Raw genomic sequence first — 26303 nt, forward strand, 5'->3', positions numbered from 1 at the left:
GGATCAGGCGCCGTAAGGCACCCAGATCGTCTTGACCTGCGTGGCCCGGTCCATCCAGTCACGACCGCGCGCCACCGTGTCCTGCGACCAGTCGAGCGACTGGCCGTCATTGGTCCAGACCTGCTTGAGATTGCCGGCCGATAGCGTCTCGACGGCGGCAGCTCCTTCCGCGGACCCGTGGTACCAGATGCCATCGACCGCGTCGTGCTCGGCCAGGGTTTTGGCCAGCACGTCGCGCTCGCCCGTAACCAGATTGACGACGCCGCCCGGAAGGTCGGACGTGTCGAATATCTGGTAGAGCGGCTGGGCGATCAGCGCATGGGCGGGCGACGGCACGGCGACCACCCGGTTGCCGGTGGCGATCAGCGGCAGGACGAGCGACATCAACGCCAGCAGCGGCGACTGATCCGGCGCAAGCACACCGACCACGCCGACCGGCTCCTTCAGCGAAAGCGTCAGATGGCGCGGCTTGGTGGCGTGGATCGCACCGTCGTCCTTGTCGGCAAGGCCGGCATAGTAGAAGCAGCGCTCGAGCGTCTGGCGCACCTCCGCCTCGGCCTGCGCCTTGGGCGCGCCGGTCAGCCGCTGCACCAGTCCGGCCAGTTCCGTGGAGCGCGCCGAGAGGTTTTCGCCAAGGAAGAACAGCACCTGGGCCCGGCCATGGGCGTTGGCCGCCCAGCCCTTGGCCTTGATCGCGGCCTCGACCGCGTTGCGGATGTCCTTGCGGCCGGAAACCGGAGCAAGGCCAAGGACTTCACCCTTCGGGTCGCGGATGGCATAGCTTGCGCCGCCATCCGGCCGCGCCTGCTTGCCGCCGATGTAGTTCTTCATCGTGCGATCGATGAAGGCGGTGGCGGCATCGGCCTGCGGCACGGCGGAAAAGTCGGCCACGACGGGCTTGAACGGAGCACGGCGGCCGGCCCTCGCCCGTTGCAGATAGAAGGCCATGCCCTCGCGCGCGCCTTCGCGGCCATAGCCGCTTTCCTTCATCCCGCCGAAGGGCGCATTGGCGTCGAACATATTGGTGGCGTTGATCCACACCACGCCGGCCTTCACCCGCGCCGCCAGTTCGGTGGCCGCATTGATGTTCTCGGACCAGATCGAGGCCGAAAGCCCGTAGGCCGTGTTGTTGGCAAGCTGCACGGCCTCGTCCACGGTGCGGAAGGTGGTGGTGACCGCGATCGGCCCGAAAATCTCCACCTGCGAAACCGTGGCGGAGGGTTCGGCATCGGCAAAGAAGCCCGGCGCGATGTAATGGCCCTTGGGCGGCAGCGGGCAGGATGACTGCTCCAGCGTGTAACCCTCGGCGCCGGCCTGCTTTAGCAGGCCCTCGATACGCGCCTTCTGGCCGGCCGACACGATGGCGCCCATATCCGTCGACTTGTCGAGCGGGTCGCCGACGCGCAGGCGTTCCATGCGCCCGCGCAGTTTGGCCAGAAACCGCTCCGCCACCCCTTCCTGCACCAAAAGGCGCGAGCCGGCGCAGCAGACCTCGCCCTGGTTGAACCACACGCCATCGACCACGCCTTCGACGGCGGCGTCGAGATCGGCATCGGCGCACACGATGAAGGGCGACTTGCCGCCAAGTTCCAGCGACAGCTTTTTACCGGAACCGGCGGTCGCACGGCGAATTTCCCGGCCTACGGCCGTCGAGCCGGTGAAGGCGATCTTGGCGATGTCGGGATGGCGCACGATCAGCGCTCCGGTCGCGGCCCCGCCGTGGACGATGTTGACGACCCCCTTCGGCAGGCCTACCTCGACCAGCAGTTCGGCGAAGGCGATCGCCGTCAGCGGCGTCAGGTCGGCGGGCTTGAGCACCACCGTGTTGCCGGCGGCCAGCGCCGGCGCGATCTTCCATGCCAGCATCAGCAGCGGGAAGTTCCACGGAATGATCTGGCCGCAGACGCCGAGCGGATCCAGCCTGGCGAACTCGGTCTCGGCCGCGGCCGCCCAGCCGGCATGGTGGTAGAAATGCCGGATCGCCAAAGGAATGTCGGCGTTGCGCGTCTCGCGGATCGGCTTGCCGTTGTCGAGGCTTTCCAACACGGCGAAGAACCGCTCGCGCTGCTGCAAATGGCGGGCGATGGCGTAGAGATAGCGGCTGCGCTCGAAGCCCGGAAGCTTCGACCAGCGGGGAAAGGCTTTCGCCGCGGCGGCGACGGCGGCGTCGATTTCAGCTTCCCCGGCCGCCGGAATACGGGCGAGCGTTTCGCCGTTCGCCGGGTTCTCGACCTCGATGACGGCAGCGGCGGCGCCGGTGAAGCTGCCGTCGATAAAGTGGCCGAAGACGCGGCCATGACCGTCAAGCCACGCCAGCACGTCCGTCGCGGCCTCCGGGGCCGGGCCGTAATCCATGGTTTCCATGATGTCCCTGATGTTCATCTGCCGGACCTCAGCTCAGTGCGTGATGATCGTCGCTGGCGTAGCGGCCGGTGACGTGGTGTTCGAGCTGGCGCTCGATGTCGGCAAGCATGGAGGATGCGCCGATGCGGAACAGGTCGGGCTTCAGCCAGGGGCCGCCCAGCTCCTCCTTCATCAGCGCCAGCCAGGCCAGCGCGTCCTTCGCCGTGCGCAGACCGCCCGCCGGCTTGAAGCCGACGCGGAAGCCGGTCAGCTCGCCATAGTCGCGCAAGGCGCGCAGCATGGTCAGCGAGACAGGCAGCGTGGCGTTCTCCGCCTCCTTGCCGGTCGAGGTCTTGATGAAGTCGGCGCCGGCCTGCATCGCCACCATGGAGGCGCGGTAGACATTGGTCAGCGTGCCAAGCTCGCCGGTGGCCAGAATGGCCTTCATGTGGGCCTCGCCGCAGGTCTCGCGCATGGCGCACACCTCGTCGTGCAGCGCCTGCCAATCGCCGAGCAGCACATGCTCGCGGGTGATGACGATATCGATCTCCCGGGCCCCCTGCTCCACGGCGTAGCGGATTTCCGCCAGTCGCTGCGGCAGCGGCGTGAGCCCCGAGGGAAAGCCCGTGGCCACGGACGCGACCGGGATGCCGGAGCCCTCCAGCGCCTTCACCGCATGCTCCACCATGGTCGGGTAGACGCACACCGCCCCGGTGGTGACGGCATCAACCCCCATCGCCTGCAGAAGGTCGGGGCGGACGGGCTGCCTTGCCTTGGCGCACAGGCGGCGCACGCGGCCCGGCGTATCGTCGCCCGCCAGCGTGGTGAGGTCGATGCACTGGACGGCGCGCAGCAGCCATGCGGCCTGATAATTCTTCTTCACGGTACGCCCGGACGTGATGGCCGCGGCGCGGCGCTCGGCCGCCGTCCGGTTTACCTGGACATCCTCGAACCACTCGCGCCGGAGCGCGCAGCCGGGATTGCGTTCATGGGTTTCTGACATGGATCGGCTCTTATGCAGCGGGGACGGCAAGCGTCTCGCAGAAGGTCTGGAATTCTTCGGCGGATGCGTAGGATTTCTGGGTACCGCGGCGACCCACCGATTGCGCGGCGTAGCGCGCCGCGCGGTTGAGGGCCTCCTCGGTGTTGCCGGTGGCGGCGAGGAAATGGGCGAACGAGCCGATAAAGGCATCGCCCGCGCCGGTGGTGTCGACCGGCTTGACCTTCACCGCTTCGATGGTGGTGACGGCATCGGCGGTGACGAGGCGCGCGCCCCGCGCGCCGAGCGTGACGATGACCGTGCCGATGCCCTGCGCGATCAGGCTGCGCGCCGCCGTCGCGATCTCGTCTTCCGTGCCGGTCGGCAGGCCGGATAGAAGGGCAAGCTCGCTTTCGTTGGGAATGAGGAAGCTGAGACTGCGCAGGTCCACGACGTCGAGGTCGGCGGCGGCCGGCGCGGGGTTGAGAATGGTGCGCACGCCCCATTCCGCCGCGCGGCCCAGCGTGTGGCGCACCGTTTCCAGCGGGATTTCAAGCTGCATGAGGATCAGATCGGCCTGGCGCAAAACATCGGCGGCGGCATCGACATCGGCGGGGGAAAGCTCCGCATTGGCGCCCTTGACGATGAGGATGGAGTTTTCGCCGGACGGCTCGACGAAGATCGGCGCAACGCCCGACGACTTGCCCGCCACCTTCTTCACATGGGTGGTGTCGATGCCGTTGTCGGCAAAGTTCCGCAGCGTGTTGTCGCCGAAAAGATCGTCGCCCACTTTGGTGACCATGCTGACCTGCGAGCCGAGCCTCGCCGCCGCGATCGCCTGATTGGCGCCCTTGCCGCCGCAACCGATCTCGAAATCCGGCGCCTCCACCGTTTCGCCGGGTGCGGGCATGACGGTGACATAGGTGATCAGATCCACCATGTTCGAGCCGACGACGGCTATGCGCCCGGCCCTGCTGTCCGTTCCGCTGCCCATTTCGCTGGATGACGCCATGGTTCAACCCTTGTTCATATTGTTGATTTCGGAAATCGCAGCAGGAGCCTCCGCGGCGCTCAGATAGCCGAGCGTCACGGGGAAGCGCGCCACCTCGCCCGGCGCCAGCAGGCGCACATGGCCCTTGGCCTTTTCTGCGGTGTAGCCTTCGGGCTCGCAGGTGGAAGGCAGCGCAAACGCCGCCACCTGCGCATCGCCGTCATTGAGTATCCAACGCACGCAATGCGGCAGGTCCTGCGGCCTATAGGAGACGGAAAAGGCATCGCGGCCCGGCAGCTCCATCACCAGCCGGGTGCGGCCTTCGGCATCACGCCCCAGCCCGCGAATGTAGAACACCTGCTCGGGACTGTAGAGCTCCGGCTCATCGAGCTCGCGCATGCGGGCGGGATTGCGGCCGAGGTCCTCCAGCAGTTCGAGAAACGCCGGAGAGGGCGTGACATGGCCGGGTATGGTCTTGCGCACCACCGTATTCTGCGGCGAATAGTCGGCTGGCTGGTGAATCTGCGCGCCCGCCACGAAGTCGAAATTCGCATGGAGCATATACATCAGCTCCATCTGGTGGGCCGACAGGTTCTCGACCGCCATCTCGACGTCGATCAACCCGCTGTCCGCATAGAGCCGCATGCGCGGGCGGGCCATGTAATGCGGCCCGAAGCCCATCACATATTCCGCATGGCCGCCGACCTCGACGAAGCCGCCCTCGGCGTCATGGCCGAAGCGCAGATGGGCGCTGTCCATGCGTGTCACCGGCATTTCGCCGTGCAGCGGGTGGGTGTCCTGCGGGCCCGGCGTGCCATTGCGCAGGACGCCGGCGTGATAGGCAAAGGCGCCGTAGGTTTCCAGAATGGAAGCGCCGTTGCGCGGATAGGGAAACACGTTGCCCATGGTCAGGCGGCGCCCGTCGAACACCGCGTCCCAGATCATCTGGCCGAGGAAGGGCAGCACGGTGACGTGACCGCGCGCATTGGCGATGCGCAGGCCCTCCACCGACGAAGGGTAGCGAAAGGCAGTAACGGCAAAGGCCGCGCTTTCGGCAATCAAGCGCTCGCCATGGACGGGAAAATCATCCGGCTGGAGATGAAGAACGGTATCGGTGTTCATCTCGACGACCTCAGATAGTTGATGGCAATCACCAGCACCAGGAACGCGCCCCAGACGGCATCGATCATGAAGTTCGACACGCGCATGATCTGCATGCCCGAAGACAGGAGCATCAGCGCCACGAGCGCCAAGAGCACACCTGCGACCCGCCCCTTGCCGCCGGCCGGGTTGGTACCGCCGAGCACCGCGATCAGCACTGCCTGCAACAGGTAGGAGGAGCCGAAATCGGCCTTGGCGGAATTGGTGCGGCCCGACAGCAGGATGCCGGCGATGGCCGCCATCAGGCCGGTCATGGCGTAGCTGTAGAGGATCATGCGCGAGGAGCGGATGCCGGCAAAAACGGCGGCGCGCGCATTGGTGCCGATCAGCATCAGGTTGACGCCGAGATGGGTGCGGCGCAGCACCACCGCCACCACCGTGGCGACAACGATCAGGATCCAGAACGGCGCCGCGATGCCGAGCAGCTTACCGGTGCCGATCCACGTCCAGGCCTGCGGATAGCCGGCGATGGCGGGCCCGCCGGTCAGCACCAGCGCAAGACCTGCGAACACCTGCCCCGTACCGAGCGTCGCCAGGATCGGGATGATGCGCAGGCGCGCGATCAGCACGCCGTTCAGCAGGCCCGCCGCCAGCCCCACCGTCAGCGCGATGAGCACGCCCATGATCGTGTGCAGCACCACCCCTGCCCCGCCGGCGGCGATGGCTTCGGCCACCGCCGGATGGCGAAAATAGAGACCGGCCGTGATCGCCGCGAGATTGGCGATCGCGACGATCGACAGGTCGATGCCCCCGGTCAGCATCGCCACCATCATGGCGATGCACAGGATGCCAAGCTCGGGCATCACATAGGAGATCGACTCGAAATTGTAGTAGCGCAGGAACTTGTCGGGGTTCAGTCCCGCCATCACAACGAAGATCAGCAGCGTGATCGCCGCAAGCTGTATGATCGCCGCGTCCTCGCCGAGAAGGCGGCGGATGAGAGGTTTGCGCTCGGCTTTGGCGGCCATGTTCATTGCCTCCCCGCTCAAACCAGTTTCTTGCGGTCACGCCAGGCGGTGATCGCGGTGGCGGCGATGATGATGACGCCGACGACGACACGCTGCCATGTGGTGTCGACCTTCATCAGGATGAGCGAATTCTTGACCATGACGAGCGTGAACACACCGATCATCGTGCCCAGCACCGATCCGCGTCCGCCGAAGATCGAAGCCCCGCCAAGCACCACGGCCGCGATCACGTCGAGTTCCAGTCCGATGAAGTCGCGCGGATTGGCCTGCCAGATCATCGAGGAATGCAGCAGCCCGGCAAAACCCGCCAGAAGGCCCGCCGTGCAATAGACGAAGAAGATGGTGCGGCGCGTGTTCACGCCGGCACGGCGCGCCGATTCCGGATCGCCGCCATAGGCGTAGACCGAGCGGCCCATCATGGTGTGGCGCAGCACGATGTGCATGACCACCGCTACCCCGAGATAGACCAGCACCATGGCGGTAAGGCCGACGGTCGCCCCGTTCTGGGCGGTGACGGTGACGAGATCCTGCTTGCCGAAGGCGATCAGCTCCTTCGGCATCTTGTTGATGTTGACGATCGAGGTGCCGAGCAGGCCAAGCACCAGCCCGCGCACGATCGAGGCCGTGCCGAGCGTCACGATCAGCGGGATCATCCTGAAGCGCTCGATGATGAAGGCGTTGAAGGCGCCAAGCAGCACGCCGATGACCGAGGCCGCGATGAAGGGCAGAAGAACGCCGTCGTAGTCCAGCGCCACCATGGCGCGCACGGTGATGTAGAGCGCGGCGGCCGAGATGGCCGGGAACGACACGTCGATGCCGCCCGAAATCATGATCAGCAGAACGCCCAGCGCCATGATGCCGATGACAATATTGGCCTTGGCCAGGCTGAACAGGTTGTCGACCCCCCAGAAGGCGGGATTGATCAGGCCGATCAGCACCATGACCGCCACGAGCACGGCGGCGATCACGACTTCCGTCGATTGCAAGCTCCTCATCTTCGCCGTCTCACCTCAGCGCCTTCAGGCTGTCGTTGATGTTGTCCTCGGTCATGTCCGCACCGTGGAACCCGGCCACGAAGCGCCCCTCATGCATGACGTGGATGCGGTTGCAGTTGCCGGTCAGCTCCGGCACATCGTCCGAAATCATCAGAACGGCCAGTCCCTCCTTTTCGGCAAGGTCGCGGATGATGCGATGGATCTTGGCCTTGGAGCCGACATCGACACCCACGGTGGGGCCGTTGAGGAGCAGGATCTTCGCGCCTGTCAGCAGCCAGCGTCCCAGCATCACGCGCTGCGCGTTGCCGCCGGAAAGATTGCCCACCGCCGTCTCGGGCGAAGGCGCGGCGATCTGCATGTCGCGAAACATCTGCTCGGTCTTGTCGCGCATCGCCGCCCGGTCGAGGAACAGGCCGCGCCGCAGCCGCTCCAATATGCTGACCACCATGTTGCGCTCGATGCTTTGCGTCAGGAACAGGCCTTCGCTCAGCCTGTCCTCCGGCACATAGGCGATGCCGAGGTCGATCGCCTCCTGAACAGAGCGCGGGAAGACATCCTTGCCCGAAACCCGAAATGTCTTCGCGGTCGCGTTTTCCATACCGAACAGCGCGCGCGCCAGTTCGGTCCGGCCCGAGCCGATCAGGCCGGAAATACCGACGATCTCGCCGGGCCGCAATTCGAGGCTGACGCCGTTGACGATGCCCGGAACACGCAAATCCTCGACTTCCAGCGCAGGGGTCGCGGCCGCATCGATTTTGGGCGCATAGAGCTCGTCCTCGAGCTCCAGTCCGGTCATGGCGCGGGTAATGGCGGGCTCGTCGAAGTCGCGCATCGCGCCTTCGGCCACCTTCCTGCCATTGCGGAAGACGGTCAGCCTCTCGGAAATCTCCAGCATTTCGCGCATCTTGTGGCTGACGAACAGGATGGCGATGCCCTGCGCCTTCAGGTCGCGAACGATGGCGAACAGTGCATCCACCTCATGGCGGGTGAGCGCCGTCGTCGGCTCGTCCATGACGATCAGCCGCGCTTCCGCAAGAATCGCGCGGGCGATGGCGACGATCTGCTTTCCCGATGCGGGCAGGCTTTCGACATCGGCATCGATATCGATCTTCACGTCGAGACGGGCCAGAACCTCGCGCGCCATCTTGCGGGCGCGGGGCCAGTCCATCCGCCTGGCGCCTTCCAGCAGATAGGTGTTGAGGACGAGGTTCTCCGCCACCGTCAGGTTCCCGAACAGGGAAAAGTCCTGATAGATGACCTGCACGCCCTTGTGCACGGCCTGAATGGGATCCAGCCGGCCGACCGGGCTGCCGTCGACCAGGATCTCGCCTTCCTCGGGCGTGTAGATGCCCGACATCACCTTGATGATGGTGGACTTGCCCGAGCCGTTCTCGCCGGCCAGACAGTGAATCTCGCCTGGCCGGATGGCGATGGACACGTCATCCAGAGCGCGCACGCCACCGAAGCGCTTGCTGATGTTCTTCAGCTCGATCAGATACTCGGACATGGTTTTTCCGGCAGTCTGGAAGGGAACCCTCGCCTTTGGGGGCGATGTGCATTCCGGCGTCGGCAGGGCGCCGACGCCGGAATGCAGGACATGATCAGAAGTCGTACTGATCCATGTTCTCGGACGTGACGCCGACCCAGCCCGCTCCATACAGCAGGTTCGGGCGATCCGCCTCCGGAGCGGTCAGCGATTCATAGCCGGCAAGACCGAGGTTGAGGCCAGCCTTGATCTGGTCGCCCTTGCCCTCGAGAGCGGCCACGGCCAGCATGTTCATGGCATAGCCGGCCACGGCCGGGTCCCAGAACTGGATGTACTGGATGTCGCCATTGGCGAGATATTCGCCGGCCACCGAAGGCAGGCCGGTGCCCGAGAAGAACACCTTGTCCTTGAGACCGCCCTCGGCAATCAGCCGGCCGGCGCCGGCCGAGGTGGGCATCGGGGCGCCGAGAATGCCGGTGATGTCGGGATAGGCGGTCATCGCCTCCTTCAGCTTGGTGTAGTCGGTGGCGGCATCGTCATAGGTCTCGAGCCGGTCGCCGACCATTTCCATGTCCGGGAAATGCTCCTTCTGATAAGCGACCGCACCGTCGATCCATTCCATCTGGCTCTTGGACGTCAGGGAGCCGACGGTGGTGACATACTTACCCTTGCCGCCGGTGTACTTGCCGAGTTCCTTCATCAGGTTGGCGCCATAAGCGAGGTTGTCGAAGGCTTCGAGATCGTAGTCGGTGTTGGTGAGGTTCGAGGCTTCATGCGAGATCACCACGATGCCGCGGTCGCGCGCCTTCTTCAGCACCGGCTCGACGGCCTCGACCGAGAACGGCACGACGGTAATCGCGTCGACGCCCTGGGCGATCAGGTTTTCGATGAGCTGGACCTGCGCGGCAGCATCCGCCTGGCTCGGGCCGACCATCCAAACATCATGTCCGGTGTCGCTTTTGAACTGCTCGACGCCGTCGCGCATGCGGTCGAACCAGGCGATGCCGTCCACCTTCACTACAGTGGCGATGGTGTACTTCTTGTCGTCCTTCGTCGTTATCAGATCCTGATTGAGCTTGGACGTGTCGACGATCTGGTCCGCCAGCGCGGACGATGCCAACAGGGACAGAGCCACGGAAGCTGCCGTCAGCAAAGCTTTCATCGATATTTTCCTCCTCTGTACAGCCGCGCCGCCCCGGGCGGGCGGGAGATTGGATGTTGATTGAATCTACTCAATATCGCGAGCATATTGATCAATTCACTTCAATATGATCATGTTTGATCAAAACCTGCAAGCCTCTGCAAATAGCGGTTTTGGGGAAAAGCGGTTTTCGCTAGGAAGCATCACGAACCCATCAGGCCTTGGAGAAAAACGTGGCAAGACCATCCGGACGGGCAGCACGCATTCAGGCGCTCCGAAAGATGTGCGCATCGGGAGCCATCGTCCACATTGCCGATGCCGCAAAACAGCTCGAAACCTCCGAGATCACCATCCGGCGCGATCTGAGCGACAACGACAGCGGCATTCTGCGCCTTGGCGGCTATCTCATGTTCGCCAGCGACAATGGCGAGCGCTACTCGCTTTCGCACGCGCAGGGCACGAACACCCAGGCCAAGATCGAGGTGGCGTTGCAGGCGGCTGAGTTGATCGCGCCCGAAGACACGATCTTCATCGATTGCGGCTCCACCCTGCCGCATCTCGCCTCGCGCATTCCACAGAACGCCAATATCACCGTTGTGACGCAGGCGCTCAACATCGCCGAGATCGTGGCGCGCATCGAGGGGGTGAACCTCATCCTGCTCGCCGGCATCTATCATGCCGAAAGCGGCAGTTTCAGTTCGGAAACGGCGTTGAAGATGCTGCAGGAGATCAACATCACCAAGGGCTTTTTCTCGGCCGCGGGCGTGCACGAGACAGAAGGCGTCACCTGTTTCCATTTCCATGAAGTGGCGGTGAAGCGGGCGGCGATTGCCCGCTCGCAGAGGCGCTTCCTGGTCGCCGATACTTCCAAATGGGGCAAGCTTCGTCCGGCAACCTTCGCCCAGGTGAACGAATTCGACGCCTGGATCGGAAAACCCGGCCACGGCCCATCGCCTTCGGCGGCACCCTAGCCGGCCCGGCCCGCCCGGATCGAAGGCAACACTTGCGAGCGAAGTCCCGGTCTGCTTCCCTCTCCAAGGCGGGTGTTGCTCTGATTCGTAGCTCCATTGCCCCGGCCGAATACCGGCATGAAGAGCGCCTGCAAGGAAAACAGCAATGAACGCCAAACCCGAAATTATCGAGATGAAGCCCAGGATCACCGTGATCGGCGTGGGCGGTGGCGGTGGGAATGCCGTCAATAACATGATCACGGCCGGGTTGCAGGGCGCGGAATTCCTCGTCGCCAATACGGATGCCCAGGCTCTTGCCGCGTCGAAGGCATCGCGCCTGATCCAGTTGGGCGCCGGTGTCACGGAAGGGCTGGGAGCCGGTTCCGTGCCCGAGGTGGGCAATGCGGCCGCGCAGGAGTCGATCGACGAGATCATGGATCATCTTGCCGGAACCCATATGTGTTTCGTGACCGCCGGCATGGGGGGCGGGACAGGAACAGGCGCCTCACCCGTGATCGCACAGGCCGCCCGACAGGCAGGCATCCTGACCGTGGCCGTCGTCACCAAGCCGTTTGCCTTCGAGGGCAGCCGCCGCATGCAAGCGGCGGAGGCGGGAATCGAGCGGCTTCGCGAATGCGCCGATACGGTGATCGTCATCCCGAACCAGAACCTCTTCAGGATCGCCGATGCCAAGACGACCTTCGTTGACGCCTTCTCCCTGGCCGACCGGGTCCTCTATGCGGGCGTCGGCTGCATCACCGACCTGATCGTGAAGGAGGGGCTTATCAATCTCGACTTCGCCGACGTGCGGTCGGTGATGCGCGACATGGGCCGGGCGATGATGGGAACGGGCGAGGCCTCGGGACAGGGCCGGGCAAAGGCGGCGGCGGAAGCGGCCATTGCAAACCCGCTTCTCGACGAGGTGTCGATGGGCGGTGCCCGGGGTGTGCTGGTCTCGATCTCCGGCGGGCCGGACATGACGCTTTTCGAGGTCGACGAGGCGGCAACCCGCATCCGCGAGGAAGTCGACGCCGACGCCGACATCATCGTCGGCGCCATATTCGACCAGGCCCTGGAAGGCAGGTTCAGGGTATCGGTCGTTGCGACGGGCCTGCGGCAGAGCACCCGGGTGATCGAACTGGAACACGGGACCGCCTGAGGATAGGGCGGCGCGATGCCGCCCCACCCCTCCCCCGCGCCGGGCGGATCACGCTATCGGGCGGGCAAGGAAGGGCTGAACTGCATCAGGCTGAGAAGCTCGAAGAGTATTTGCGACCCGTTTTGAGCGGTGTTGGTTGTGGGATCGTAGGCGGGCGCGACTTCCACCACGTCACCGCCAACGAAATTCACGCCCTTGAACCCCCGCACCAGCGCCAGGGCTTCACGCATCGTGAACCCTCCGGCCTCCGGCGTGCCTGTACCCGGCGCGAAGGCCGGATCGAGGCTGTCGATATCGAACGACAGGTAGGTCGGGCCGTCCCCCACGACCTTTCGCGCCATTTCCACGATCGCGGGAATCCCCAGTTCGCCAATGCGGTGCGCTTCGATCACCGTCATTCCAGACATGCGGGAGAACTCCCAGATGTAGGCCGCCGAGCCACGTATGCCGATCTGGATGGTGCGTGTCGGATCGAGGACACCGTCCAGGACCGCATTGCGAAAAGGGCCGCCGTGGTGAAACTTCTCGCCCTCATACGGGCCACCGGTGTCGCAATGGGCATCGATATGGATCATGCCGACCGCGCGGCGGGCGCCGATAGCGCGCAGGACCGGATGGGAGACTGAATGGTCGCCGCCGACGCCAAGCGGCATCACACCCGCCTCGACGAGGCACCCCACGAAGGCTTCGATATCGGAATGGCTGGTCGCAAGGTCGAAGCGGCTCTTGAAGGGAACATCGCCGATATCGGCCACGCGCATCTCATGCACAGGGGCGCAATGCAGCACATCGTTATAGGGTCCCGTCCGCTCTATGCCACGCAAGGCCCTTGGGCCGAACCGCGCCCCGCCGCGATTGGTGACGCCGAGATCCATCGGCATGCCATAGAGCGCCACCTGAAGCTTCGCCAGATCGTCATCGGACGAACCCAGCACCATGGCCGGCGCGTCCAGCAGCGTCGGATGCCCGGCATAGGGAAACTGCCTGCGGCCACCGTCACGAAAGATATGGCCGGCGATCCGGGCAAACTCCGGATCGTGCATCGTGCCGCCATCCTTGTCGGAAAAGAGCGTTCGCAGTTCGTCGAGCTTTTCGGCATTCCAGGTCATATCGGACTTCCAGTTTTTCTCATGCATGGTTGGAGAGGAACTTGCGGAAACTTTCGCTGGGCGGTGCGGAGAAAACCTCGTGCGGCGAGCCATCCACCTCGACCTGCCCCTCGCTGAAGAAGACGATGCGAGTGGAAACATCGCGCGCGAACGCGATTTCATGCGTGACCACCAGCATCGTCATCCCCTCCTGCGCCAGCCCCCGCATGACCTGAAGCACCTCGCCGACGAGTTCCGGATCGAGTGCCGATGTCGGCTCGTCGAAGAGCATCACCTTCGGACGCATCGCCAGGGCGCGGGCAATCGCAACACGCTGCTGTTGCCCGCCGGAAAGATGCATCGGATAGTAGTCGGCCCGATCCGCCAGTCCGACCCGGGCCAGCAACCGCCGTGCTTCCTCGACGCACTCGGCCTTCGGGCGCCCGAGGACGTGGACCGGCGCCTCGATGATGTTCTCCAGTGCCGTCTTGTGGCTCCAGAGGTTGAAACTCTGAAAGACCATGCCGGTCGAGGCACGCAGCCGCTCCATCGCCCGGTGCGACAGCTTCCCGCTCCCCGGCTTCTCCGGGAATGCGGCCTCATGACCGGCGATCGATATGGCCCCCGTGTCAGGCCTCTCCAGAAGGTTGAGGCAGCGCAGGAACGTGCTCTTTCCCGATCCCGAGCGTCCCAGGATGGAAATCACGTCCCCCTGCCGCGCCTCCAGCGATATTCCCTTCAGAACCTTAAGCGCGCCAAAGCTCTTCTCCAGCCCCTCGACCCGGACCACAGGCATTTCATTGTTCATCGGCAACCTCCTCCCGCGATCCTTCCTGCGCCATACCGTGACACGCGATTTCGTCGATCAGCGCATCGATCATCTCGTCCGTCGTCGTCATCGTCAGCGAGCAACCGGGCGCGATCATCGTGCGCGGGGCCAATCGGCTGCCCAGCGCTTCCCGAAGGTGCCGCCGCGAGGCCGCGACATCGCTGCCGGAGACAGGCCCTTCCTCGTTGAGCCCCCCCGCGACAAGGCCGGGAAACAGCGAACGTCCCACCGCGAGCGGGGGTGACGCCATGCGGTCATGCCAGTTCAGCATATTGACCGGATAGCTTGCCAGCATGTCGAAATAGGCCGCTTCACCATGAATGTGCAGCATGCGAAAGGGAAGTTGCGCGGCGGCCGATCCCAGGATCTTCAGGTCGAACGGTATCCCGAAACGCGTGTAGTCGTCACGCGACATGATTGCGGCATCGGCGCATTGCGTCGCCAGAAACAGGCCATGTGCACCGCCTTGCACCGAAGCCTCGATAAAGCGGATCGTCGTTTCGGTTATCACTTCAAGCGCGGCTTCGAGAACATCCGGGGCCTCGCGCATGACGGCGTGCAACCCGTCTCTGCCGGCAAGCTTGAGAGCGGTGGTGAGCGGGCTGAAAGCGGTCAGCAGAACCGGCGCCTCGCCATCCAGCGCCGTCACCGTCCGCGCCAGGCCTTCGACCTGCACCCCCAGGCAGCCTGCCCCGGGATCGAGCGGCCTGAGCCTTTCCCAGTCCGCGATCTTCTCGGCCCCCAGCGCCAGCACCCTGCGGGTGCCGAAAACCGATGGCACATAGTCTGTCCTGACACCCCAGTCCTCGACGCTGAAGGTGCCGGTGGGCATGAACTTGACAAGGTCGAACTGGAAGCGGCGCTGCCAGCGGACATTGGCCTCGGCCAGCCCCGCGGCCGTTTCGTCCTCTACGGGAAAATGCCGCCAGAGGCTGACCGGCAGGCGATCGATCGGCCCACCGGACATGGCGCCCGCCAGGCGCTGCCAATGGTCGAGCTTCGCCCGCCCCGCCAGGGGCCCAAGTCTACCGCTCATGAGGAACTCCCGATTGGTGTCAGTTCCGCGGCGGAGACGGCTCGAGTGCCTTCTCCACACAGCGCACCGCAAACGCGGCAATAAAGTTGATCGCGAGATAGATCGCCCCCGCAATAGCGAGGACCTCGAACACGCGGAAGGTTTCGGTGACGATGGTGAAGGCGCGGGCCGTCACCTCCGGCAAGGTGATGATCGAGGCGACGGCGCTCATCTTCACAAGGTAGATGATCTCGTTACCATAGGCCGGCAATGCCTGGTGCAAGGTCAGCGGCAGTACGATCCGGCGCAGCATAAGCAGTCTCGACATGCCGAATGCGCGCGCGGCATCGATGTCCTTGGACGAGACCGACAGGAGACCGCCCCTGAAAATCTCCGATGCATAGGCCCCGGCGCATGCCGAGATCGCAATCACCGCGCACCAGAAAGGCTCGCGCAGGATCGGCCACAGGATGCTGCCGCGCACGACGGCGAATTGGGCAAGGCCGAAATAGATCACGTAGATCTGGATGAGCAGGGGCAGGCCCCGGAATATCGCCAGATAGCCGCGCACAAGCATCTGCGCCCAGACCGGGCCGTAGTGATGGGCGAGCGCGAGACACAGGCCGAGGGCGAAGCTGCAGACCAGGCTGAATCCCACGATCTGCAGCGTCAGGGGCAATCCCTTGGCCAGTTCCACGAGGACATAGGTATAGAATTCCATGTTATGCCCCCGCTGCCATGCTGCCGCGCCCGAAACGGCGCTCGGCCCTGCCGATTATCAGCACCGACCCGCCGGTAAGCACCATATAGATCGCGGCGGCGACGATGTAGAAGGTGAACGGCTGCCGCAGCGAAGCGCCCGCGACCGTTGCCTGGCGCATGATCTCGACCAGGCCGACGACGGAAATCAGGGAGGTCTCCTTGATCGTCGTCAGCCAGATGTTGCCGAGTCCCGGCAGCGCATAACGAAGGGCCTGCGGTCCAACGATCCGCCGCGCGCGCAGCAGCCTCGACATGCCGAAGGAAATCGCGGCCTCCACCTGACCGACCGGCACCGCCAGGATGGCGCCGCGGATCACCTCGCTCGAATAGGCGCCGCAGATCATGCCGATCGCGACCACCCCGGTCAGGAGCGGACTTACCTCGATGTAGCCCTGATGGCCGAACCAGCTTGCGAACCAGCCGAGCGTGGAACTTCCGCCAAAGAAGATCAGGTAGATAATCAGCAGTTCCGGCACGCCGCGAACCACCATCGTGTAGGTCTCGGCGGCACGGGCAAGCAGGCCCACGCCGGAGAGGCGCGCCAGCGTCAGGCCGAGGCCGATGACCTGGCCAAGCAGGAAAGCCAGGAACGCAACGATCAGCGTCATCGCCGCGGCCCGCAGCATCAGGCCGCCCCAGACACCTTCCCATAAAGGCGAGAAATCCATGATGTTCCTCTCGCGCCACAGGTCCTCGGACCTTGCGCGGATGGGTTATTCACCTGGGCGACGAAGCCGCCTCCCACAGCCGCCACATTGGGCGATGCCGGATTGCGACGGGAGAGGATGGCCCCTCTCCCGCGGGACATCAGGGCCCTAGCGGACCGGTGTCATGTCCGAACTGAACCACTTCTCGCTGAGTTCGCGGATCGTGCCGTCCTTGATGGCCTCGTCGATCACGGTCTGGAACTTCTGCTGCAGATCACTGTTGCCTTTCGCGACCAGGGCGCCCACGCCCTGGCCGAGCATGCCGCCTTCAAAGGCGGGGCCGATCAATTTGTAGGAGACGTCCTTCGTGCGCGCGATCATGTCGGTTGCGTAGGAAAGCTGCGTCAGTCCCGCAGCCACACGCCCCGAACTGACATCGATGTCGATCTCGTCCAGCCGGCGATAGCGCTTCAGATCGGCGGAACCATCGAAATAGCTCTCCACGAACCGTGCGCTGAGACCGGATGCGGAGACGCCGACCGTATGCCCCGTCAAAAGGGTGCGCATTTTCTGGATGGCCTCCTCGGCGGCCTTGGGGTCGCGGTCGAAGGACACGACGCCTTCGGCATCGGCGCTCGCCAGCGGGCTGTCGGCGACGGTGTAGAAAGTCATTGCCAGTATCGCATAGGGCCCGGCCATGCCGGCGGTCTCGGTGCGGCTCGCCGTCATGGCGAAGCCTGAAAACAGGACGTCGTAGCGTCCGGCGTCGAGGCCCGGCAGCAGCCCATCCCAGCTGTTCTGGATGAACGTGCATTCGCTGTTCAGCCGCTGACAGAGATTCTTGGCAAGCTCGATCTCGAACCCGTCGAGCTCGCCCTTCTCGTTGACGAAATTCCAGGGGCGATATGCACCCTCGGTGCCGATGCGGATCGGATCCGCCTGTGCGATGCCTGTGGTCGCCGCGAGCACGAACGCGGCACCGACGAACGTCAACTTGGTCTTCATGGGCTCCTCCACCTTGCGCGCACCGACGGGCGCAGCCACCAGTTCCGGCGAACTATCACGGAAAGAGGGATATTAACACAATCGATAATATCTTTACTTATTCCGTTAGAAATCCTAACAGGTACAGCGCACGCTCCCCATCGATGTCCCGCAGGAGTGACCCATGCGCCTTCCTCCGCTGAATGCCCTGCGCGCGTTCGAGACCGCGGCCCGCCTCGGCTCCTTCACGCTCGCGGGCAAGGAACTGCATGTCACGCATGGCGCGATCAGTCAGCAGATTCGTATTCTCGAGACCAGTCTCGGGGTGATGCTTTTCATTCGCCACGGCAATCGCATCGAACTTACGATGGAGGGCATGGCGATCTACGAGATCGCACGGCGCGGGCTTAAATCGCTGGAAGAGATCCCGCAAATCCTGCGCCAGGGCGACATGATAAAGGGCGAGGTCATTCTCAGCGCTCCGCCGGGCTTTGCCGGCCACTGGCTGACCCACCAGCTTGCCGGGTTCCACAAGCAGTATCCAGATCTGCGGCTGCGGGTCATTCCGTCCAACGACGATCGGGAAATCCAGTCCCGCGACGTCGACATCTGCATCCGCTACGGCAATGGCGCATGGCCGGGCCGCACAGTGGAGCTCCTGTCCGACATCTATCTGTTTCCCGTCTGCAGTCCGCAATTGCTGGAAACGGGCAAGACCCTCGAAACACCGGCCGACCTGCGCCAGTTTCCCATTCTATGCGCCGACGACGGCTATGAATGGGACTCCTGGCTGGGGAGCATAGGCATGACGGACGACCTTTCGGACCAGCGGCACTATCTGGGCAACGCCCTCAATACCACCGAAGCCTGCCGATACGGGTTTGGCGTGGCACTCTGCGGCAGCATCAGCTCCGCCCACTATTTGCAGCAGGGGCAACTGGTGCGCCCCTTCCGGCAATCGGTCAGGACGTCGAACTCACTTTTTATCATCACTCGTGACGATATCGTCCATAAAGCCGGCGCAGCCGCAACGGTTGGCTGGTTTCGGAACAAATTTGCACAACAGGTGCCGGTGGACTGACGATGACGCCACCCCCTGCTCCGCTGCAATCAATCGTGTCGGGGAAAGACAAATCCTGTATCTCCGGGTGTCTCGGTGCAGGCTGTGGTTGTCACCAGGGCCACACCACATGCGGTAGAAGAAAACGGTGCAGCGACGAAAGCGACAGGATGGATTTCAGTCGCGTGCGTAAACTGCAAGAATGCACTCATGACAAGCAGCCGCCGTTCCATCCTTGAAAGCACGCCCAGGCTTGTCGCCATCGGCTGCCTCCTGCTGCTCGTCGCGACCGCCGCGCTGGCGATCTTCCAGCGCCATGCGCTGATCGCCGAACTGGAGGAGGAAAGCAGCGTCCTGCACCGGCTGGTTTCGCAGCGCGCCGACCAGCACGACGCGCACATGACGGCCCTGTCGGCGATCGCAGTGGCCGCCGACGGCGCGCGGCACGACCTTTTTCTCGACGTCTCCGCGACGATCTCGCGCTTCTACCCGCGCATCGACGAGGTGCAGCTCGTGCCGCTCGAACCGCCGGGCGAGACGGTTGGCACCGAAGCCCTCGCCCCCGCAACAGCGGACCTCGTCCGCTCGGCCGCGCGGGCGTCGGACGGGCGCATCGCCCTCATGCCGCATCCCGGCAAGCCGCACCGCTACATCATGGTCAAGCGCAGCCCCAATTCGGACGCGGCGCGCTACGGGCTGATGCTCGGCATCGATGCCGAAAAGCTGCTCGGCGAAGGCGGTCCGTTCTGGGCGCGGCCCGGCGTCACGCTCGGCCTGTCCCTGCCGGATGGCCACGCGCTCGTCGGCTATCGCGGGGCGCCGCAGACGATCCGGTTCTCCAAGGCGATCGGCAGCGCCTCCCAGCCGCTTCTTCTGGAAACCGGGATGCGGATCGGCCTTGCCGACCTCTTTCCTCCGGTGAAAACCGGTTCGGCGCTTCTCGCCGTCTGCCTGATCTATCTCGCCGCCCTGGCTATCCTGCGCCAGCGGGCGCGGACGCGTCGGGCGATGGAGCAGGCGCGGCTGAGCGCGCTGGATTCGCGCCTTGCCCATGCCTCGCGCGTCAATGCGCTGGGCGAGATGGCCAGCGGCCTCGCGCATGAGCTGACGCAACCGCTCACCGCCATTCTCGCGCAGGCGCAGGCCGGGCAGCGGATGTTGGGCCGGGGCGACATGGCGACTCTGGCGCCGGTTCTCGGCGATACGGTGACGCAGGCACGCCGGGCTTCCGCCATTCTGGAACGGTTTCGCAACTGGTCGCGGCCCCAGAAGGCCCCGACATCGGCCTTCGACCTCCGCAACGCCTTGAGGAACGTGGAAGCCCTGCTTGGCCCACAGGCCGCGACACATGGCATGCGACTGACCTTCGACCTGCCGGCGCATGCCGCCCTCGTGATCGCCGATCCGGTGGAAATGGAACAGGTGGTGTTCAATCTGGTTCGCAATGCCATCGATGCCACCGCCGGGAAGGGCAGCGCGGCAGTGGTGGCGGTGACGCTGCAACAGACGGAGAACAAGGTGGTGCTGGACATTGCCGACAACGGCCCCGGCATATCCAGAGAACTGCGTCCACGCCTGTTCACGCCGTTCACCACGACCCGCACCGGCGGCACGGGGCTCGGTCTGGCGTTGAGCCAGCGCCTGGTGGAGCGCTCCGGCGGGGAAATCGCGCTGGTCGAGGGCGGGCCCGGCGCCACCTTCCGGGTCGTCCTGCCGTGCAACGAAAGTCTGGCGGAGGCCGCGCAATGACCCGTCCCGTCTATCTGGTCGACGATGACGAGGCGGTGCGTCATGCGCTGGCCCTGCTCCTGTCCACGGTCGACATCAAGGTCACGGGTTTCGCCGATCCGCAGGTATTCCTGGCACAGGTGCCGAAACTCGCTCCCGGCTGCCTGATACTCGACATCAGGATGCCGGCCATCTCCGGCCTGAAGGTGCAGGAGCGGCTGGTCGAACACGGCATCGACTGGCCGACCATCGTTATGTCCGGCCACGGCGACATCGAGGCCTGCCGCCGCGCGTTCCGCAACGGCGCAGTCGATTTCCTGTCGAAGCCGGTCGACGAGCAGGACCTGATCGACGCAATCCAGAAAGGCCAGGAGGCGCTGGAGCGCATGCTCAGCCGCCGCGCCGAGAAGGCGGAAACGCTGGCGCTGCTGGCAGCGCTGACGCCACGCGAGAGCGAGGTGCTGGGCCGCATCGCCGGGGGCTTCACCAGCCGCCAGATCGCCGAGGGGCTGGGGCTCTCACCACGCACCGTGGAAAGCCATCGCGCCGCCATCGGCGCCAAGCTCGGCACCACCTCGCAGGCCGAGATGACGCGGCTGTGGCTTGAGGGGCGCGAGGCTCCGTAGAACTACGGATATTGCCGCAAGGCCTACGAATACCGATGATACGACGCGTGGATTAGCTTCCTTTCATCAACTGGAAAGGAACCAAGATGATCCGCACCCTCGTTCTCGCCGCCACGCTGCTTTCCCCTCTCGCCGCCGCAGCGCAGGAACTGCCGACCGCCCCCTATCTGCCGCTCGAGCTGGCCAGCCAGGCTGCGGATACCGCGCTGAAGGCCTGCGCCGCTGAAGGCCACAATGTCAGCGTCGCCATCGTGGCGCGCGACGGCTCGACCAAGGTGCTGCTGAAAGCCGACAATGCCGGCCCGCACACCGGCACGAGCGCGCAGGGCAAGGCCTTCACCTCCGCCGCCATGGGCCGCGATACCGCCGGCCTCGCCGACTTCATCTCCTCCAAGCCTGCCAATGAAGGCCTGCGCGACATGGATGCGCGCATGGTCATTCAGGCCGGCGGCCTGCCGGTCAAGATCGGCAACGCGTTGGTCGGCGGCATCGGCGTCGGCGGCGCCCCCTCGGGCGATATCGACGCCGGCTGTGCCGTTGCCGGCCTGAAGGCGATCGGCGCCGCCACCGAATAAGCTGCTGCTATGGAAAGGAAACGGCCCGCCCCGCCGGCGGGCCGTTTTCGTTTCAGGAGGTGTTGCCCAGGGACATGACAGGATTTGATGCCCGGACCGGCTGCGCCTGATGGAAGCCGGGTAATCCACGATGGCAGTGTCCCGCGCGCTTTCTCGCACCTATTTGTTCAGACTTGCCATGTAGAAGAGCCTCGGCAGGCAACTTGGCGACGGAGACCGGAACTCTGACTAGTCTCGATCAGCAAACCATGTTCATGGTGAATGCACTGTTGCTGATTGTGTTCGCCGTCGCTTTTGCCTTCGCGGGACTCGGGCACAATGACCGTCGCTACTGGACCTTTCTTGTCGCGTCGAACGTTATCTTCGCTGCCGCCTTCGTCTTCTTTGCCCGCCACATCAACGGAACACCGGAGGCACTGCTGCTTCCGAACTGCCTCCTGGTCATCGGCCTGGGCTTGCGATGGCGCGCGGTCAGAACCTTTTTCGGGCATAACTCATCCTCCGCATGGTTTCTGGCGTTGGGCCTCTTCGTAGCTCTGGCGCTCCTGCTCTCCCCACTTCTCGGCAGGGGGCTGATCTTTGGATTGACCAACGGCGTCATAGCGGCCCAGATTCTGGCAATCATTATATCGATCATACTGGAACGGGAACAACTTCCCTCCCGGTGGGGATTGGTGTTCGCCTATGGAGCGGTTGCAGCATCATCGCTGTTGCGCGTTGTCCAGGGCCTCTTTCTGGATCGTGGCATGGACAACCTGCTGCCGGCCGACATCTTTCTCGACCTCAATCTGATCGCTGCCACGATCCACATCAGCGCCAGCGGGGCATTCTCGCTGTCACTGGCCTATGAACGCAGCGTCGCCAGTCTGCGCGAAACCGCACTTCGCGACCCCCTCACGGGCCTGTACAACCGCTGGAGCATTCAGGACCTGCCCGAGCTCATCAAAAGAGCCGGTGCGCCAAAAGAGGCGGCGCTCGTGCTGCTGGACATCGATCATTTCAAGGCGGTGAACGACAATCATGGGCACGCCGCCGGAGATCAGGCAATCAAGCGGTGCGCGCAACTGATCCGCAGGGTGTTTCAAAAGGATGACCTCATCGCCCGTATCGGCGGCGAGGAATTCATCATCCTGTTGCCGGGCAAGAACATCCGTCATGCATCCAGGCTTGCTGAAACGCTTCGGAAGGCAATCGAGGACGAGCCCATGCTCTTTCAAGGAAAGGACATCAGGCTCACCGCCAGCTTTGGCATCAGCCACGGCTCCCTGAATGCGCATTCCTTCACGCACCTGTTGGAAAAGGCAGATGCATGCCTCTATCAGGCAAAGAATGCGGGGCGAAACCGCATCGTGGTCGATCCAGAAAGAACCGCCTGATTTGCAGCCCTGTACGGCCAAACTCAACTGCGATGGGCGTTGTGCTTCTTCATCAAACCGGCCAGGGACGGATTGTCCTGCTGCACGGCCTTGATGGCTGCTTCGGTATCGTAGAGCCGTTCGTCCTGCCCCATCTTGAATTTCGCCTCCAGCCGCGCGATCGGGATTTCGAAACCAACGACGTGCGGCAGGCGGCGTTCCATGCCGCCGGAACCCAGTTCGCGCATACGCCAGCGGTCGGCGCGGTCCGCCTCCAGAATGTCGACCAGTTCCAGCAGGTGGCGGGCGGTCGCGCGCTGGTCGAGCAGCAGCGGCCGGCCATGGCAATGCACGACCGCGAAATTCCAGGTCGGCGCGCTGTCGCGTTCCGGCTGGCGCGGATACCAGGAGGAGGAAATGTAGCCGTGCGGGCCCTGGAAGATGGCGAGCGTTTCGCGCCCCTCGGCAAGCAGGGTATTGTGCGCATTGGCGGCGGCAAGATGTGAGACCAGCGTGCCGTTTTCCCCACGCTCGCGGTGGAGGACAAAGGGCAGATGCGAGGCGACGAGCCCCTGCGGTCCCGAGGTCACAACTGTGGCGAAAGCGGCCGCCTCGATCAGGCCGAACACCTCGTCCTGCGACAAGGGCGCGAATTCGGGCTTGGTGTACACTTGCTCCTCAACTCCTCTGGACGCGCACCGCCGGGATGAGGCCTTGCGGGCGGACCAGCAGGACAGCGATGACACCCGACAGGACGATGGCGTCGCGATAGGGCGCAAGGGCGGGCGGCAGGGTCGCCTGAAGCAGCACCTCGATGACGCCCAGCAGGAAACCCCCGGCAACCGCGCCGGGAAGACTGCCCAAACCTCCGACGACCGCCGCGATGAACGCCTTGAGCACGGGCGTGAACCCCATCAACGGATCGACCGAGGCACGGCTCGCCACCCACAGCATCGCCGCCAGACCGGCCAGCAACCCGGAGAGCAGAAAGGCGGTGGCGATGATGCGGTTTGCCGGGATGCCCATCAAGCGCACGACATCGAAATCCTCCGCCGCCGCGCGCATCGCCGTGCCCGTCACCGAGCGGCGCAGGAACAATTCCAGCGCAATCAGCGCCAAGACAGACACGACGATGGAGATAGCCGGCCCCACGCCGATGGTGAAGTTGCCGATCGAGAAGGCCCCCGACATCCAGCCGGGCATGGCGACAGCCTGCGGGCGCGCCGAGACACCGTTCTGGAACACCACCTTCAACAGGCTGGAGACGGCAAAACTGGTCAGCAACAGGCTGGTGACGCTGGCCCCCCGCATCGGCCGGAAGGCGATCCGCTCCATCGCCACGGCCGCCAGCGCCGCGCAACAGACGGCGACGAGGACGGCGGCCGGAAACGGCAGGCCGAACAGGAGCGCGGCCAGCAGCGAATAGCCCGCCAGCGTCATCAGCTCGCCATGGGCGAAATTGATGAGTCCGACGATGGAGAAGACGATGGCGAGACCCAGCGCCAGAAGCGCATAGACGCCGCCCAGGCTTACCGCATTGATGATCTGCTGCGCGATCATGGCTCAGGCTCCGAGATAGGCTTGGCGCACGAGGTCGGACGTGGCGAGTTCGCGGGCCGTACCAGCCAGCGCGACCTCACCATTGGAAAGCACCGTGGCGCGGTCGGCGATTTCCAGCGCCAGCGCCACGTTCTGCTCGACAAGAAGCACGGTCAGGCCCTTGCGGCGCAGGTCGGCGATCAGGTCGAACACCGTATCGATGATCTGCGGCGCCAGCCCCAGCGACGGTTCGTCGAGCAGGATCAGCCTCGGCTTCGACATCAGGGCGCGGGCAATGGCCAGCATCTGCTGCTCGCCGCCCGACAGATTGCCGCCCTTGATCTGGTGATAGCGACGCAGGATGGGGAAGAGATCAAGCATCTCTTCCTCTCGCGCCTGCATGTCCGGGGCCGGCAGGTGCATGGCACCGCCGAGCCTCAGGTTCTCCGCCACACTGAGGCTGGAGAAAATACGCCGCCCTTCCGGCACGAGCGCCACGCCACGGCGGGCGATCGTCTCCGGCGCCAGTCCGGTGACGTCGGCGCCGTCCAGCACCACCTTTCCGGCCGCCGCCGGCACCAGGCCGGCAATGGCGCCGAGCGTCGAGCTCTTGCCGGCGCCATTGGCCCCGACAAGGGCGACGATTTCGCCCTCGCCGACAGTGAGATCGACGCGGCGGACCGCCTCCACCTCGCCGTACCGGATCTTGAGGCCCTCGACGTTCAGCATGGCATCACGGCGCGGGAACGTCGGCCGCGTCGGGGATCACCGTCGCGATGTACTTGGCGTCGCCATCCTCGTAGCGCATCAGCACGACGGGGCGCAGCGGCATGCGGCCGGTGCCGGCATAGGTGATCTTGCCGGTGACGCCCTCGAAATCCTTGAGCCCGGCGATGGCGTCGCGGATCGCGGCAGGGTCGTCGGAACCGGCCACGCGCACCGCCTCGTCGAGGATCAGGCCGATCTCATAGCCATTGGCCTCATAGGTCGATTCCGGCGCATGGCCCGCATATTTGGTGAAGGCCTCGTTGAACGCTTCCAGCTTGCTGCCGGGCTCCGGATAGCCGGCACCGGTATAGACCACGCCGTCGACCAGCTTGCCGAGCGCCTTGATGGTGGGGGTGCCGATGCCATCGGCACCGTAGACCGGAATGGTCACGCCGGCAGCCCGAAGCTGCTGGATGAAGGCCGGGAAATCCGGCTCGTAAGCGGCCGTCATGATGAGGTCGGGCTGCTCGGGCAGCGCCTTGATGTTGGTGATCTCGGCCGAGAAGTCGGGCTGGTTCATAGTGAAGGTGCCGCGCCCGACGATCTTGCCGCCCTTCTTCTCGAACACCGTGCCGAAATATTCCGGCAGGTTGGCGACATAGGTGGTGTCGGGCGAGGTCAGCAGGTAGACGGTGCGCTTGCCTTCCGAGATGGCGAATTCGGCCACGGCGGTCGCCTGCACATTGTCGGCCGGATAGGTGCCGAACATGACGTCGCCGACCGCCTCGGTGAGCACCGGCGCGGTGCCGCACAGCGTCAGCGTCGGGATGCCGAGCGGCTGGGTGAGCTGTCCGGCGGAGATTGACGGATCGGCGTCGCAGGGCGTGATCAGGATCTTGGCGCCGGCGTCGATCAGTTCCTGCGCGGCGGTCGCCGTCTGGGCGGTGTCGGAGCGCGTGTCCTTGATCATCAGATTGACCTTGTACTTGCCGTCAAGGCCGCCCTTGGCGTTCAACTCGTCGACGGCCATCCGCAGGCCGGCCAGAGCCGGCTGGTCATAGGGCGCCAGGCCACCCGTCTGGGCGGTGGCGACGCCGATGATGATGTCTTCCGCGAGTGCCGCCGGCGTGCCGGCAAGCAACAGGCCGAGGGCGGCGGTGCCGAAAAGGGTGTGTCGAAGACGGGACGGAAATGACATTTCGGTTCTCCTTCTG

Annotated in this window: 25 protein-coding genes; 7 read left to right on the forward strand and 18 right to left on the reverse strand. The window is 64.6% G+C overall.

Going from position 1 to position 26303, the window contains the following annotated elements; translation table 11 throughout:
* Nucleotides 1–3 precede the first annotated feature (3 nt).
* The 8 genes from ABID37_RS12640 to ABID37_RS12675 all read right to left on the reverse strand — a co-directional run bounded on the left by ABID37_RS12640 (nucleotide 4) and on the right by ABID37_RS12675 (nucleotide 10085).
* A complete protein-coding gene (locus ABID37_RS12640; protein WP_354195236.1) occupies nucleotides 4–2382 on the reverse strand; it encodes an aldehyde dehydrogenase family protein in 2379 nt (792 codons plus the stop codon).
* Between the two features lie 10 nt (nucleotides 2383–2392).
* A complete protein-coding gene (deoC, locus tag ABID37_RS12645; RefSeq protein ID WP_354195238.1) occupies nucleotides 2393–3346 on the reverse strand; it encodes a deoxyribose-phosphate aldolase in 954 nt (317 codons plus the stop codon).
* Between the two features lie 10 nt (nucleotides 3347–3356).
* A complete protein-coding gene (rbsK, locus tag ABID37_RS12650) occupies nucleotides 3357–4334 on the reverse strand; it encodes a ribokinase (protein ID WP_354195240.1) in 978 nt (325 codons plus the stop codon).
* A gap of 3 nt (nucleotides 4335–4337) precedes the next feature.
* On the reverse strand, nucleotides 4338–5435 hold the full coding sequence (locus ABID37_RS12655) for an aldose 1-epimerase family protein (RefSeq protein WP_354195242.1): 1098 nt from the start codon (nucleotides 5433–5435) through the stop codon (nucleotides 4338–4340).
* On the reverse strand, nucleotides 5432–6442 hold the full coding sequence (locus tag ABID37_RS12660) for an ABC transporter permease (protein ID WP_354195244.1): 1011 nt from the start codon (nucleotides 6440–6442) through the stop codon (nucleotides 5432–5434). Before ABID37_RS12660 ends, ABID37_RS12655 begins: the two co-directional genes overlap by 4 nt.
* A 17-nt stretch (nucleotides 6443–6459) precedes the next feature.
* The gene (locus tag ABID37_RS12665) at nucleotides 6460–7437 is read right to left on the reverse strand and encodes an ABC transporter permease (RefSeq protein WP_354195246.1); all 978 of its coding nucleotides are present in this window, start codon (nucleotides 7435–7437) and stop codon (nucleotides 6460–6462) included.
* A gap of 10 nt (nucleotides 7438–7447) precedes the next feature.
* The gene (locus ABID37_RS12670) at nucleotides 7448–8944 is read right to left on the reverse strand and encodes a sugar ABC transporter ATP-binding protein (RefSeq protein ID WP_354195248.1); all 1497 of its coding nucleotides are present in this window, start codon (nucleotides 8942–8944) and stop codon (nucleotides 7448–7450) included.
* A 94-nt stretch (nucleotides 8945–9038) separates the two neighbouring features.
* A complete protein-coding gene (locus ABID37_RS12675; RefSeq protein ID WP_354195250.1) occupies nucleotides 9039–10085 on the reverse strand; it encodes an autoinducer 2 ABC transporter substrate-binding protein in 1047 nt (348 codons plus the stop codon).
* Nucleotides 10086–10297: 212 nt separating this feature from the next.
* Here ABID37_RS12675 and ABID37_RS12680 point away from each other — a divergent pair, with 212 nt between their 5' ends.
* On the forward strand, nucleotides 10298–11035 hold the full coding sequence (locus tag ABID37_RS12680) for a DeoR/GlpR family DNA-binding transcription regulator (RefSeq protein ID WP_354195252.1): 738 nt from the start codon (nucleotides 10298–10300) through the stop codon (nucleotides 11033–11035).
* A gap of 145 nt (nucleotides 11036–11180) precedes the next feature.
* Complete coding sequence (ftsZ, locus tag ABID37_RS12685; protein ID WP_354195254.1) at nucleotides 11181–12173, forward strand: cell division protein FtsZ; 993 nt, start codon at nucleotides 11181–11183, stop codon at nucleotides 12171–12173.
* A 53-nt stretch (nucleotides 12174–12226) separates the two neighbouring features.
* Here ftsZ and speB read toward each other — a convergent pair whose 3' ends face one another.
* The 6 genes from speB to ABID37_RS12715 all read right to left on the reverse strand — a co-directional run bounded on the left by speB (nucleotide 12227) and on the right by ABID37_RS12715 (nucleotide 17519).
* On the reverse strand, nucleotides 12227–13282 hold the full coding sequence (speB, locus tag ABID37_RS12690) for an agmatinase (RefSeq protein ID WP_354195256.1): 1056 nt from the start codon (nucleotides 13280–13282) through the stop codon (nucleotides 12227–12229).
* A gap of 19 nt (nucleotides 13283–13301) precedes the next feature.
* On the reverse strand, nucleotides 13302–14069 hold the full coding sequence (locus ABID37_RS12695; RefSeq protein ID WP_354195258.1) for an ABC transporter ATP-binding protein: 768 nt from the start codon (nucleotides 14067–14069) through the stop codon (nucleotides 13302–13304).
* Nucleotides 14059–15126 carry a uroporphyrinogen decarboxylase family protein gene (locus tag ABID37_RS12700; RefSeq protein ID WP_354195260.1) on the reverse strand — a complete coding sequence of 356 codons (1068 nt, stop codon included), beginning with the start codon at nucleotides 15124–15126 and terminating at the stop codon, nucleotides 14059–14061. The genes ABID37_RS12695 and ABID37_RS12700 overlap by 11 nt, the downstream gene beginning before the upstream one ends.
* A gap of 19 nt (nucleotides 15127–15145) precedes the next feature.
* The gene (locus ABID37_RS12705) at nucleotides 15146–15826 is read right to left on the reverse strand and encodes an ABC transporter permease (RefSeq protein WP_354195261.1); all 681 of its coding nucleotides are present in this window, start codon (nucleotides 15824–15826) and stop codon (nucleotides 15146–15148) included.
* A gap of 1 nt (nucleotide 15827) precedes the next feature.
* A complete protein-coding gene (locus ABID37_RS12710) occupies nucleotides 15828–16535 on the reverse strand; it encodes an ABC transporter permease (protein WP_354195263.1) in 708 nt (235 codons plus the stop codon).
* Nucleotides 16536–16682: 147 nt separating this feature from the next.
* On the reverse strand, nucleotides 16683–17519 hold the full coding sequence (locus ABID37_RS12715) for a transporter substrate-binding domain-containing protein (RefSeq protein WP_354195265.1): 837 nt from the start codon (nucleotides 17517–17519) through the stop codon (nucleotides 16683–16685).
* Between the two features lie 163 nt (nucleotides 17520–17682).
* Here ABID37_RS12715 and ABID37_RS12720 point away from each other — a divergent pair, with 163 nt between their 5' ends.
* From ABID37_RS12720 to ABID37_RS12740, 5 genes are all read left to right on the forward strand, one after another.
* On the forward strand, nucleotides 17683–18579 hold the full coding sequence (locus ABID37_RS12720) for a LysR substrate-binding domain-containing protein (RefSeq protein WP_354195267.1): 897 nt from the start codon (nucleotides 17683–17685) through the stop codon (nucleotides 18577–18579).
* A 189-nt stretch (nucleotides 18580–18768) separates the two neighbouring features.
* A complete protein-coding gene (locus ABID37_RS12725) occupies nucleotides 18769–20307 on the forward strand; it encodes a sensor histidine kinase (RefSeq protein WP_354195269.1) in 1539 nt (512 codons plus the stop codon).
* On the forward strand, nucleotides 20304–20912 hold the full coding sequence (locus tag ABID37_RS12730) for a response regulator transcription factor (protein WP_354195271.1): 609 nt from the start codon (nucleotides 20304–20306) through the stop codon (nucleotides 20910–20912). Before ABID37_RS12725 ends, ABID37_RS12730 begins: the two co-directional genes overlap by 4 nt.
* 86 nt (nucleotides 20913–20998) lie before the next feature.
* Nucleotides 20999–21487, forward strand: a complete 489-nt coding sequence (locus ABID37_RS12735; protein WP_354195273.1) for a GlcG/HbpS family heme-binding protein — start codon at nucleotides 20999–21001, stop codon at nucleotides 21485–21487.
* Nucleotides 21488–21741: 254 nt separating this feature from the next.
* Entirely contained in the window at nucleotides 21742–22863 is a 1122-nt protein-coding gene (locus ABID37_RS12740; RefSeq protein WP_354195275.1) for a GGDEF domain-containing protein, read from the forward strand.
* A 23-nt stretch (nucleotides 22864–22886) separates the two neighbouring features.
* Here the strand turns inward: ABID37_RS12740 and ABID37_RS12745 are convergent, their stop codons facing one another.
* Genes ABID37_RS12745 through ABID37_RS12760 form a run of 4 tightly spaced genes read right to left on the reverse strand, consistent with a single transcriptional unit; the run spans nucleotide 22887 to nucleotide 26287 of the window.
* Nucleotides 22887–23513 (reverse strand): FMN-binding negative transcriptional regulator, encoded by a 627-nt coding sequence (locus ABID37_RS12745; RefSeq protein ID WP_354195277.1) that lies wholly within the window; start codon nucleotides 23511–23513, stop codon nucleotides 22887–22889.
* Between the two features lie 7 nt (nucleotides 23514–23520).
* Nucleotides 23521–24402, reverse strand: a complete 882-nt coding sequence (locus ABID37_RS12750; RefSeq protein WP_354195279.1) for a branched-chain amino acid ABC transporter permease — start codon at nucleotides 24400–24402, stop codon at nucleotides 23521–23523.
* A gap of 3 nt (nucleotides 24403–24405) precedes the next feature.
* On the reverse strand, nucleotides 24406–25110 hold the full coding sequence (locus tag ABID37_RS12755; protein ID WP_354195281.1) for an ABC transporter ATP-binding protein: 705 nt from the start codon (nucleotides 25108–25110) through the stop codon (nucleotides 24406–24408).
* Nucleotides 25111–25114: 4 nt separating this feature from the next.
* A complete protein-coding gene (locus ABID37_RS12760; protein WP_354195283.1) occupies nucleotides 25115–26287 on the reverse strand; it encodes an ABC transporter substrate-binding protein in 1173 nt (390 codons plus the stop codon).
* Nucleotides 26288–26303 lie beyond the last annotated feature (16 nt).

The sequence above is a fragment of the Aquamicrobium terrae genome, from assembly GCF_040545735.1.
GTDB classification, from domain to species: Bacteria; Pseudomonadota; Alphaproteobacteria; order Rhizobiales; family Rhizobiaceae; genus Mesorhizobium; species Mesorhizobium terrae_A.

Excerpts from the sequence above, each read along its gene's own strand:
- ABID37_RS12640 (WP_354195236.1), bottom strand. The coding sequence starts at position 2,382 with ATGAACATCAGGGACATCATGGAAACCATGGATTACGGCCCGGCCCCG.
- deoC (WP_354195238.1), bottom strand. The coding sequence starts at position 3,346 with ATGTCAGAAACCCATGAACGCAATCCCGGCTGCGCGCTCCGGCGCGAG.
- rbsK (WP_354195240.1), bottom strand. The coding sequence starts at position 4,334 with ATGGCGTCATCCAGCGAAATGGGCAGCGGAACGGACAGCAGGGCCGGG.
- ABID37_RS12655 (WP_354195242.1), bottom strand. The coding sequence starts at position 5,435 with ATGAACACCGATACCGTTCTTCATCTCCAGCCGGATGATTTTCCCGTC.
- ABID37_RS12660 (WP_354195244.1), bottom strand. The coding sequence starts at position 6,442 with ATGGCCGCCAAAGCCGAGCGCAAACCTCTCATCCGCCGCCTTCTCGGC.
- ABID37_RS12665 (WP_354195246.1), bottom strand. The coding sequence starts at position 7,437 with ATGAGGAGCTTGCAATCGACGGAAGTCGTGATCGCCGCCGTGCTCGTG.
- ABID37_RS12670 (WP_354195248.1), bottom strand. The coding sequence starts at position 8,944 with ATGTCCGAGTATCTGATCGAGCTGAAGAACATCAGCAAGCGCTTCGGT.
- ABID37_RS12675 (WP_354195250.1), bottom strand. The coding sequence starts at position 10,085 with ATGAAAGCTTTGCTGACGGCAGCTTCCGTGGCTCTGTCCCTGTTGGCA.
- ftsZ (WP_354195254.1), top strand. The coding sequence starts at position 11,181 with ATGAACGCCAAACCCGAAATTATCGAGATGAAGCCCAGGATCACCGTG.
- speB (WP_354195256.1), bottom strand. The coding sequence starts at position 13,282 with ATGACCTGGAATGCCGAAAAGCTCGACGAACTGCGAACGCTCTTTTCC.
- ABID37_RS12695 (WP_354195258.1), bottom strand. The coding sequence starts at position 14,069 with ATGAACAATGAAATGCCTGTGGTCCGGGTCGAGGGGCTGGAGAAGAGC.
- ABID37_RS12700 (WP_354195260.1), bottom strand. The coding sequence starts at position 15,126 with ATGAGCGGTAGACTTGGGCCCCTGGCGGGGCGGGCGAAGCTCGACCAT.
- ABID37_RS12705 (WP_354195261.1), bottom strand. The coding sequence starts at position 15,826 with ATGGAATTCTATACCTATGTCCTCGTGGAACTGGCCAAGGGATTGCCC.
- ABID37_RS12710 (WP_354195263.1), bottom strand. The coding sequence starts at position 16,535 with ATGGATTTCTCGCCTTTATGGGAAGGTGTCTGGGGCGGCCTGATGCTG.
- ABID37_RS12715 (WP_354195265.1), bottom strand. The coding sequence starts at position 17,519 with ATGAAGACCAAGTTGACGTTCGTCGGTGCCGCGTTCGTGCTCGCGGCG.
- ABID37_RS12720 (WP_354195267.1), top strand. The coding sequence starts at position 17,683 with ATGCGCCTTCCTCCGCTGAATGCCCTGCGCGCGTTCGAGACCGCGGCC.
- ABID37_RS12725 (WP_354195269.1), top strand. The coding sequence starts at position 18,769 with ATGACAAGCAGCCGCCGTTCCATCCTTGAAAGCACGCCCAGGCTTGTC.
- ABID37_RS12730 (WP_354195271.1), top strand. The coding sequence starts at position 20,304 with ATGACCCGTCCCGTCTATCTGGTCGACGATGACGAGGCGGTGCGTCAT.
- ABID37_RS12735 (WP_354195273.1), top strand. The coding sequence starts at position 20,999 with ATGATCCGCACCCTCGTTCTCGCCGCCACGCTGCTTTCCCCTCTCGCC.
- ABID37_RS12740 (WP_354195275.1), top strand. The coding sequence starts at position 21,742 with ATGGTGAATGCACTGTTGCTGATTGTGTTCGCCGTCGCTTTTGCCTTC.
- ABID37_RS12750 (WP_354195279.1), bottom strand. The coding sequence starts at position 24,402 with ATGATCGCGCAGCAGATCATCAATGCGGTAAGCCTGGGCGGCGTCTAT.
- ABID37_RS12755 (WP_354195281.1), bottom strand. The coding sequence starts at position 25,110 with ATGCTGAACGTCGAGGGCCTCAAGATCCGGTACGGCGAGGTGGAGGCG.
- ABID37_RS12760 (WP_354195283.1), bottom strand. The coding sequence starts at position 26,287 with ATGTCATTTCCGTCCCGTCTTCGACACACCCTTTTCGGCACCGCCGCC.